Annotated in this window: 10 protein-coding genes; 4 read left to right on the forward strand and 6 right to left on the reverse strand. The window is 72.3% G+C overall.

What is annotated here, in order from left to right; genetic code table 11:
* Positions 1-176 precede the first annotated feature (176 nt).
* The 5 genes from ACOADB_RS27430 to ACOADB_RS27450 all read right to left on the reverse strand — a co-directional run bounded on the left by ACOADB_RS27430 (position 177) and on the right by ACOADB_RS27450 (position 4610).
* Positions 177-575, reverse strand: a complete 399-nt coding sequence (locus ACOADB_RS27430) for a hypothetical protein (protein WP_378606574.1) — start codon at positions 573-575, stop codon at positions 177-179.
* A gap of 2 nt (positions 576-577) precedes the next feature.
* Entirely contained in the window at positions 578-1306 is a 729-nt protein-coding gene (locus ACOADB_RS27435; RefSeq protein WP_378606577.1) for a LytR/AlgR family response regulator transcription factor, read from the reverse strand.
* Positions 1303-2433: a sensor histidine kinase gene (locus ACOADB_RS27440; protein WP_378606580.1), complete on the reverse strand. Its 1131-nt coding sequence runs from the start codon at positions 2431-2433 to the stop codon at positions 1303-1305. Before ACOADB_RS27440 ends, ACOADB_RS27435 begins: the two co-directional genes overlap by 4 nt.
* 85 nt (positions 2434-2518) lie before the next feature.
* The gene (locus tag ACOADB_RS27445) at positions 2519-3697 is read right to left on the reverse strand and encodes a hypothetical protein (RefSeq protein WP_378606583.1); all 1179 of its coding nucleotides are present in this window, start codon (positions 3695-3697) and stop codon (positions 2519-2521) included.
* A gap of 13 nt (positions 3698-3710) precedes the next feature.
* A complete protein-coding gene (locus ACOADB_RS27450) occupies positions 3711-4610 on the reverse strand; it encodes a class I SAM-dependent methyltransferase (RefSeq protein WP_378606586.1) in 900 nt (299 codons plus the stop codon).
* A gap of 118 nt (positions 4611-4728) precedes the next feature.
* Between ACOADB_RS27450 and ACOADB_RS27455 the strand changes: the two genes are divergently transcribed.
* A complete protein-coding gene (locus ACOADB_RS27455) occupies positions 4729-5457 on the forward strand; it encodes an oxidoreductase (protein WP_378606589.1) in 729 nt (242 codons plus the stop codon).
* A gap of 350 nt (positions 5458-5807) precedes the next feature.
* Here ACOADB_RS27455 and ACOADB_RS27460 read toward each other — a convergent pair whose 3' ends face one another.
* Positions 5808-6617: an HAD family hydrolase gene (locus tag ACOADB_RS27460; protein WP_378606592.1), complete on the reverse strand. Its 810-nt coding sequence runs from the start codon at positions 6615-6617 to the stop codon at positions 5808-5810.
* 130 nt (positions 6618-6747) lie between these two features.
* On the opposite strand from ACOADB_RS27460, the gene ssd reads away from it, so the two are divergent.
* From ssd to ACOADB_RS27475, 3 genes are all read left to right on the forward strand, one after another.
* Positions 6748-7857, forward strand: coding sequence for a septum site-determining protein Ssd (ssd, locus tag ACOADB_RS27465; RefSeq protein WP_378606595.1), 1110 nt, complete (start codon positions 6748-6750; stop codon positions 7855-7857).
* Entirely contained in the window at positions 7854-9026 is a 1173-nt protein-coding gene (locus ACOADB_RS27470) for a TadA family conjugal transfer-associated ATPase (protein WP_378606598.1), read from the forward strand. The genes ssd and ACOADB_RS27470 overlap by 4 nt, the downstream gene beginning before the upstream one ends.
* A partial coding sequence (locus ACOADB_RS27475; protein ID WP_378606601.1) for a hypothetical protein occupies positions 9023-9204 on the forward strand: 182 nt, incomplete at its 3' end. The genes ACOADB_RS27470 and ACOADB_RS27475, both read left to right, overlap by 4 nt.

Below are 9204 nucleotides of genomic sequence, written 5' to 3' on the forward strand. Positions count from 1 at the left end.
GGACAGGTACTCGCCTCCGATCGCCGACGCGTTCAGTCGCGGCCGCACGGTGCGTGACGCCACGAAGAAGTCGCTGGTCGTGCGGGAGAAGCGCAGGCCCCAGGTGCCGATCGCCAGGGTCACCAGCGAGACGAGGACGACGGCGACGAGGCCCGGTACGGCGGCGGTGTCCACCCTCAGGCCCTCTCGTCGTCTCTGTCCTCGGCGCTGTCCTCGTGGCCACTGACCAGGTCCGCGAACACCCGCTCGTTGCGCTCGGCCCGCCGCACGTAGCGCCAGCCGAGCAGCAGCAGGAACGGGTAGACGAGGACTCCGAGCGCCAGCCAGGCCAACGGGATGCCGAGCAGCTGCCGGTCGGCGAGCGACGGCGCCAGGTGGAACAGCAGGGGCACCAGGCCCAGCGTCACGACGAGCAGGCCGATCACCCGCAGCGCGAGCCGCAGCTGCTCGGCGAGGAGCGAGCGCAGGTAGAGGTCGCCCAGTGCGGTCTGCTCCGTGACGTCGCCGAGCCGGGTCGCCGTACGACTGGCAGCGGTGTGGCGTGGCGGACCGGTGACCCGCACCCGCTCGGTCATGCTCAGCCGCCTGCCCGGGCCCGGCGGACCAGGACGTCGCGCAGGCCACGGGTGTGCCGGCGGCTCACCGGCAGCTCGATCTCGCCGACCATCACCGACGTCCGCCCGCTGTCCGAACGCACCTCGGTCACGTGCGCCAGCGCGACCAGCAGGGAACGGTGGATCCGGTGGAAGCCGGACTCGGCCCAGTCCTCGGCGAGCGTCGTCAGCGGCACCCGCACGAGGTAGTTCTCGCCGGCCTTGGTGTGGAGTCGCGCGTAGTCGCCCTGTGCCTCGACGTGGGTGATGTCGCGGCGATCGATGAAGCGCGTGACGCCGCCGCGCTCGACGGCGACCTGGGTGTCGGCGACGGGAGCCGGGGCCGCCGTGTCGCCCAGCACCCGTCGTACCGCCTCGGCGAGGCGCTCGGGGCGGACCGGCTTGAGGACGTAGTCGACCGCACGCAGGTCGAACGCGTCGACGGCGTGCTGTTCGTGGGCCGTCACGAACACGATCGGCGGCGGCTGCTTGAACCGGCTCAGCACCTCGGCCAGCTCCAGCCCGGTCAGGCCCGGCATCTGGATGTCCAGGAAGACGCAGTCGACCTCCCGCTCGCGCAGCGTGCGCAGGCCGTCGGTGGCGGACTGGCACGCGACCACCTCGCCGATGCGCGGGTCGGCCTCGAGCAGGAAGGTGAGCTCGTCGAGGGCGGGTCGCTCGTCGTCGACCACGAGCACGCGCAGACCGCTCATGCCCGATCCACCGTGACGCCCGGTGCGAACTTCGGGACGCGCACGATCACCTTGGTGCCGGCGCCGGGTGCGGTCTCCACGACCAGACCGTAGTCGTCACCGAAGGTCGCGCGCAGCCGTGCGTCGACGTTGCCGAGCCCGACCGAGTCGAGCGCCTCGTCACCGGCGAGCGCGCGTCGTACCTTCTCCGGGTCCTCGCCGACCCCGTTGTCCTCGACCTCGATGACCGCCTCGTGCCCGCGGTCGTGGGCATTGATGGTGAGGTGCCCTGCCTGCTCGACGCCTTCGAGCCCATGGCGTACGGCGTTCTCGACGAGCGGCTGGATGCAGAGGAACGGTACGACGACCGGCAGCACCTCGGGTGCCACGTTGAGCGTGACCTGGAGCCGGTCGCCGAAGCGGGCCTGTTCGAGCAGGAGGTAGCGCTCGATGGAGCGCAGCTCCTCGGCGAGCGTCGTGAACTCGCCGTGCCGCCGGAAGGAGTACCGGGTGAAGTCGGCGAACTCCACCAGCAGGTCGCGCGCCCGGTCCGGGTCGGTGCGGACGAAGCTGGCGATCGCGTTGAGCGAGTTGTAGACGAAGTGCGGGCTGATCTGGGCGCGCAGGGCCCGGATCTCGGCCTCGATCATCCGGTTGCGGTGGGCGTCGAGCTCGGCGAGCTCGAGCTGTCCCGACACCCACTGCGCGACCTCCTCGGTGGCCCGCACCAGCCCCGCGGTCATGCTCGGAGCGAACGCCTGGACCGTCCCGAGCACGCGCCCTTCGACGATCAGCGGGCTCGCCACCCCGGACCGGACCGGGCACCCGTTGGTGGTGCACCCGAGCTGGCCGCGGTCGACGGTGCGGGTGCTTCCCCGCTCGATCGTCAGCAGCCCGACGACGGCCGCCTGGTCGAGGTGGTGGTTGCCGACGCCGTCCCAGGCCAGCACCGCCTCGGTGTCGGTGATCGCCATCGCCGGGGTGCCGAGCAGGTTGCGCAGGTGCTTCACGGCCCGTTCGGCGCTCGCCGTCGTCAACCCCTCCTGGAGGGGCGGCGCAGCAAGGGACGCCTGGTGCAGCGCCCGGAACGCCGCGCGGTCCGCGTCACTGCCCAGATGGCCCCGTCGCCACCACCCCGCGTTCCGCATCCGCCCATCGTGCCGCACGAAGTGTGGGGTTTGGGGACACGAAGTGTGGGGTTTGGGGATGCGAGGTGTCGCAGGTGGCCGCGGGTCACCACACCGAGATCTCGGCGGTGGTCGCGCCGGAGTACCCGTAGGCGTCGCTGCGGATGCAGGCGAAGCGAGCCGTGGTGGCCGGCCGCACCGGCACCGGGAAGACCCGGCCGTCGTCACTGCCGACGTCGTGCAACGCTCCCGCGCGCACGAAGGCGCGACCGTCCCGCGACAGCTCCACCACCTGGTCCACCGCCAGGAAGGGAGTCCGGACCACCACCCGCGACACCGGTCGCGCCCGACCGAGGTCGACGCAGATCCGGCGGTGGGACGGCGGTCGGCAGGCGCTGTCGCTGACGTCGCACTCGCCGGACAACCGCACCTGGGCGTGGCTGTCCAGGTCGCCGTCGGTCAGCCCGCAGACGCCTTCGCCCCTGACCTGCCGTCCTCCGCGATCGGTCGTGCACGGCCGGCCCCGCGACACCGGGACCGCCGTGCCCTCGGCGGCGACCGAGGGCGCCGTGTAGACGAACGCGGCCGGCCCGCGCCTGGTCGACGCGACCACCGTCACCCGCATCGGCTGGTCCTCGGTCACCCATCCCGCCACCACCGCGTTGGTACGACGAAGGCCGCTCGCCACTTCGACGGGCTTCGCGAACGCCGACTCCCCGGTGGTGGCGTAGACGGCGTAGCGCACCGCCTTGCCCTGCGGTCCGGTCAGTCGGGGCCAGGCGACCCGGGTGCCACCGGCCACCGGCGTCAGGGTCACCGTCGGCTCCCACAGCACGAGGTCGGGCACCCGTTGGGGGTCCTTGCGGTTGGGCACCGAGACCGCCACCTGGGCTGCACCGTCCGGTCCTTGCGGCCGTTGCCCGCTCACCGTCAACGCCTTGTCGGCCTCGACCTCGCCCGCCGGCAGGGTCCACAACCCGTTGTCCGCGAGGTTGGCCCGATGGGACGTCGGGCAGAGGCCCGCGTCGGGGATCAGGCAGAACACACCGAGCGAGATCAGCCGGACCGAGAGCAGCACGATGTTGTCGTCGAACGGCTGGGTCAGGGTGACCGAGCCACCCGGCACCGACTTCCCCGAACCATCGAGCAGCCGCCCGTAGACCTCGCCGGCCGGGACCGCGCTCGGCACCACGACCGCGGGGGCGGGCTCGGGCGTCGGCTCACCGGTCGTCGTACACGCGGCGAGGAGGAGAGCCAGCGTGGCCAGAGCAGACCGGCCGCGCATGGTGGCTCCAGGCTCAGCGGAAGTCGATGAGGAGCATTCCGGAGTCGTCGTCGGCCGGCGGCTCGACCGCGGCGGCCATCGCCCCGACGGACACCGACTCGTCGTCGGACTGCTCGCCGGCCAGGGCCAGGGCGTCCGTCGTACCGCTCTCGGGACGGATCGTCTTCGGCTGGATGCCGACCACGGCGCGGAAGCACTCGGTGACGTAGGGCAGCTGCATGCCGTCCATGCCGCGGCCGAAGTCGTCGTAGAACGCCAGGACCTCGCGGATCCGCGACTCCTGTCCGGTGCGTTCGAGGGGCGCGACGTCGGCGAGCGAGCGGACCAGGTCCTGCACGGACGCGCGCTGGATGACCTGCCACTGCTTGAAGGACTTCTCGTCGACCGGGCCGAAGTACGGCGACCCGTCCAGCTCGTCGCCGATGCCGAGGCCGGCCACGTGGTGTCCGATCAGGTTGCCCAGTCGCTTGACCCACGGAATCCGCTCGTCGCGCAGGTTGCGCACGACTGCGAGCGAGCCGCCACGACGCAGGACGCGGGCGATCTCCGGCAGCGCCCGCTCATGGTCGAACCACTCGTAGGAGTTGCCGGCGATGACGAGGTCGAAGGTGGCGTCGGCGGCCGGGATCTCCTCGGCGCTGGTCTGCGACACCCGCAGCTCGGGGATCCGGTCGGCCAGGCGCTCCAGCATCCGCGGGTCGGGGTCGGTGGCGTGGACGTCGTGGCCCAGCGCGACGAGGTGCTCGGTCAGCTTGCCCGTGCCGGCACCGAGCTCGAGGATCGATCGCGGCTGCTCACCGGTCAACCACGCCACGGCCTCGCGCGGGTAGCCGGGCTGGCCGCGGTCGTAGGCCTCGACCACGTTCCCGAAGGAGAGTGCGGCCGTGGTGCGGGGAGTGGAGTCGGTAGCCATCAAGGCGAGGGTACGGCGGCAGGCCCGCCTCGTCGCGGAGGCACGCACAGGCTCCTGGATCCCATCCACCTTCCACCTCCGACGGCCTCTCCCTCTCCACCCTCCTAGGCTGCACCTCGTGACCACCGATCCCCACGCCTGGCTGGTTTCCCTCGAAGGCGTCCCCTCGGGCTTCACGGCCGCCCGCGACGGCATCGACGTCGTCCTGCGCGACCGTGGCCTGCGCCGCACCAGCCCCGAGCTGACGGCCGAGTCGCTCCTGCGGGGAGCCCACGCCAGTGCCGTGCTCGAGGGGTCGACGTCGACGCTCGCCGAGGTGCGCGACGGCGCCGGTGACGAGATCGCGACGGTCGCCGTACGACTGGCCACCGAGCTGCTGTCGCTGATGCCGGTCCTGCGCCGCCAGCCGCTGCAGGCGCTGGCCCGGATGCACACGGTCGCGGCGCGCGGCATCCTGCCCGACGAGATGCTGGGACGTCCGCGCGACGACGAGGCGGCGTTGAAGCTGCGGGCGGTGGCCGAGCTGATCACCGCGCCCACCGAGGCACCCGCGCTGGCCGTGGCTGCCGTGGTGCACGCGTACCTCGTGTCCGCGGCGCCCTTCGGGTCGCACAACGGGATCGTCGCGCGGGCGACCGAACGGCTCCTGCTCGCGGTCAAGGGGGTCGACGAGAAGTCGTTGATGGTGCCGGAGGCCGCGCACCTGGCGCTGCGCGCGGAGTACGAGTCGAACCTGCGCGGCTGGGCGAGCGGTGGTCAGGCCGGCCGTCACGCGTGGCTGATCTACGCGACCGAGGCGTATGCCGCGGCGGCCGAGGCGAGCCCGCTAGTGCGCGACGCGGAGTAGGACCGTCTCGAGAAGCGAAGCGGCGTTGGTCGAGGAGGTCGCGCAGCGACCGTCTCGAGACCCCTGAACATGCAGGTGACACCCGAGTCAACGAATGTCTCGGGTGTCACCGCGGACACGTGGTCCATTGGCTACCAGGCGTGCACCATTTCAGCTGCTCCGGAAGTGTTCCGGAATGCAAGCGCCCAATTAGGAAGGGTAGATCGCCGCGTGGGTACCGGGATCACGTGTTGTCTTTGGAGTTGTTGATGTCCTTTGTACGCCCCTTGGGGGGCACGTTCAAGGGGTTGTGTTTTGGGGCAACTCAGACAACTCTGGGGGGTTGGGACGGGTTTCTCGTGAGCGCGAGGTCAGGCGCTCAGCGCACGTCGACGCGCGCCCACCCACACCGCGGCACCGACCGCGACCACCCCACCGACAGCGAGTGCGGCGAGGGTCGGCTTGGGCGGCGGTAGGTGCAACCGGGACTGCAACGCGACCGGTCGGGTGAACGCCAGCACCGGCCAGCCGCGTGACGCGGCGACCTTCCGCAGCTCCTTGTCCGGGTTCACCGCATGCGGGTGGCCGACGATCTCGAGCATGGGTACGTCGGTGATCGAGTCGGAGTAGCCCCAGGAGTTCTCGAGGTCGTAGCCGACCTCCGCGGCGAGCTCGCGGATCGCGTTCGCCTTCTCCTCGGCGTAGGCGTAGTAGTCGATCTCGCCGGTGTAGCGGCCGTCCTCGACCTTGAGCCGCGTGGCGATGACGCGGTCGGCGCGGAGCAGCGCACCGATCGGTTCGACCACCTCGCTGCCGGACGTGGAGACGATGACGACGTCCCGGCCCGCGGCGTGGTGCTCCTCGATGAGGCGGACGGCTTCGTCGTACACGATCGGATCGACGATGTTGTGGAGCGTGTCGGCGACGATCTCGCGAACGGTGGCGACGTCCCAGCCGGCGGTCAGCTGCGACATGAACTGGCGCATCTTCTCGACCTGGTCGTGGTCGGCCCCGCCGATCATGAAGACGAACTGTGCGTAGGCCGAGCGGAGCACGGCGCGGCGCGAGATGAGGCCGCCGGCCTGGAAGGGCTTGCTGAAGGCCAGCACGCTCGACTTGGCGATGATCGTCTTGTCGAGGTCGAAGAAAGCCGCAGTGGGCGCCGTACCCGGAAGGGCCATGGCTCCATCGTAGGTCGCAGGGGTGTTCGAAATGTCCACTTCCCCTCCACAACACGCCCTCGGACCAGCCCGGTCCACAGGCCTGTGACGGCGTCGTGTGGCGGTGTCGGCGTGGGGCGAGAACCTCTGCATGTCCCGAACCCCACCCCTTTCCCGTACGACGCCCGCGCCCACCGTGGACGTCCCGCCCCTCCTGGTGACCGCCGATGAAGCCCTGCTCGCCGAGCTCCTGCCGCTCACCGCCGCGGCCGATGTGACCCCGACGATCGCGCGCGATCCGCTGGCCGCACTGACGACCTGGGGGAGGGCGCCGGTGGTCCTCGTCGGTCCGGACCTGGCCGAGGTCCTCGCCGGGCTCGGCCCCGAGAAGCGACCCCGCACCTACGTCGTCACCCTGCGCCACGCGCCGCACGAGCTGTACCGCACCGCGCTGACGCTCGGTGCCGAGCAGGTCATCGACGTGCACGGCTCGGCGGGCTGGCTGGTGGAGCTGCTGGCCGACCTCACCGAGCACCGCGCCGATCGCGGCCGGGTCATCGGCGTCATCGGCGGCAGTGGTGGCGCGGGTGCGACCACCCTGGCCTGCGCCCTGGGCCAGTGGGCCGCCCGGTCCGGCCCCTCGGTGGTCATCGACTGCGACCCCCAGGGTCCCGGCCTCGACCGGATCCTGGGCGTCGAGCGACAGGACGGCTTCCGGTGGGATGCCCTGTGCCAGACCACGGGGCGCCTGTCCGCGCGCGCCCTGCGCGAGGCACTGCCCCGGCGCGGTGACCTCGGCGTCCTGTCCTGGTACGTCGACGGGCGGGTCCAGACGCTGCAGGCGTTCGCCGTGCGGGAGGCGCTGTCCGCCGCCCGCCGCGGGCACCGGATCGTCGTCGTCGACCTGCCGCGGTCGACCGATCCGCTGATCGACGAGGTCGCGTCACGGTGCGACGAGCTCCTGGTCGCGACCTCCGCCAGCGTGGTGGGGGTGGCGGGGGCTGCCCGGATGCGGGCCCGCTTCTCCGACCACGCGTCGCCCGGCGTCGTGCTCCGGGGTGAGGGGTTCGCGGCCGCCGACGTGCAACGGGCGGTGGGGTTGCCGGTCGTGGCGCAGATGCGGGACCAGCGTGGCCTGGGCGAAGCGGTCGACCTCGGGCTGGGACCGATGCGGTCGGCGCGCGGTCCGCTGGCGCGCGCGGTGGCGCGGATCCTCGGCGACGACGCACCCGTCGCTTCGGCCGAAGCGGCTGCGTCGTGATCGCCGATGACGTCACCGTGCTCGTCGAGGAGGTGCGCCGCCGGCTGGCCGCGGTGGAGGGCTCCCTCACGCCGCACCGCGTGGCCGATGCCCTGCGAGCCGCCGGCCGACCGGTCGGTGATGCGACGGTGCTCGCCGTCTACGAGGTGCTGCGCCGCGACGTCGTCGGTGCTGGTCCGCTGGATCCGTTGCTGCGCCTGCCCGGCGTGACCGACGTGCTGGTCAACGGACCCGGCCCCGTCCGGATCGACCGTGGCAGCGGGCTCGAGGAGACCGAGGTCGTGCTGGCGTCCGAGGAGGCGTGTCGGCGACTGGCCCAGCGGCTGGTGGCGACCGGCGGTCGCCGCATCGATGACGCCGCGCCGTACGCCGACGTCCGCCTGCCCGACGGCACCCGCTGCCACGCGGTGCTCGCGCCGCTTGCCCAGCCCGGCACCGCGATCTCGTTGCGGATCCCGCGCCGCGGCGGTTTCACCCTCGACGAGCTGCGGGCGGCCGGGGCGCTGAGCGGCGAGGCCCACGATCTCGTTCGCCAGGTCATCGCGGCCCGGCTCGCCTTCCTGGTCAGTGGCGGCACCGGTACGGGCAAGACCACGCTGCTCGCGGCCCTGCTCGGCGCCGTCGATCCGGGCGAGCGGATCGTCATCGTCGAGGACGCCGCCGAGCTGCGGCCCGTGCACCCCCAGGTCGTCGGGCTGGAAGCACGGCCGGCCAACCTCGAGGGAGCCGGCGCCGTCGTACTCCGGGACCTGGTGCGGCAGGCGCTCCGGATGCGGCCCGACCGGCTCGTGGTCGGTGAGGTGCGCGATGCAGCCGTGGTCGACCTGCTGGCTGCGATGAACACCGGTCACGAGGGCGGCAGCGGCACCCTGCACGCGAACTCCGCGGCGGACGTGCCGGCGCGCGTCGAGGCCCTCGCCCTCACGGCCGGTCTCGGCCGGGCGGCGGCGCACAGCCAGTTCGCCTCGGCCGTCGACCTCGTCCTCCACGTGGTTCGCGATCGCCCCAGTGGCCGGCGCCGACTGGGCCAGATCGCGGTCCTGGTGCGGGATCCGGACGGTTGGGTCCGGACGGAGCCCGCCGTGACCTTCGCCGACGACGGCACCCTCACGTCCGGTCCGGGCTCACGTCGGCTGCTGGACCTGCTCGATCGGCGGTCCCCGCGATGAGCGCCCTGGTCGCCGTCGTGAGTACGACGCTCGCGGTCGCCCTCCTGCTGGCGGGCCTGCCGTCCACGACCGTCGAGCGTGGCGCGTCGCGAGGTGCACCGCGCTGGGTGGCCGGTGGCGTTGTGGCGCTGGGGGCGGTCGCGCTGCTGGCCGGATCGGCACGCCTGCTGGTGATCGC

The sequence above is a fragment of the Nocardioides sp. CPCC 206348 genome (genome assembly GCF_048654705.1).
In the GTDB taxonomy this organism is placed as follows: Bacteria; Actinomycetota; Actinomycetes; order Propionibacteriales; family Nocardioidaceae; genus Nocardioides.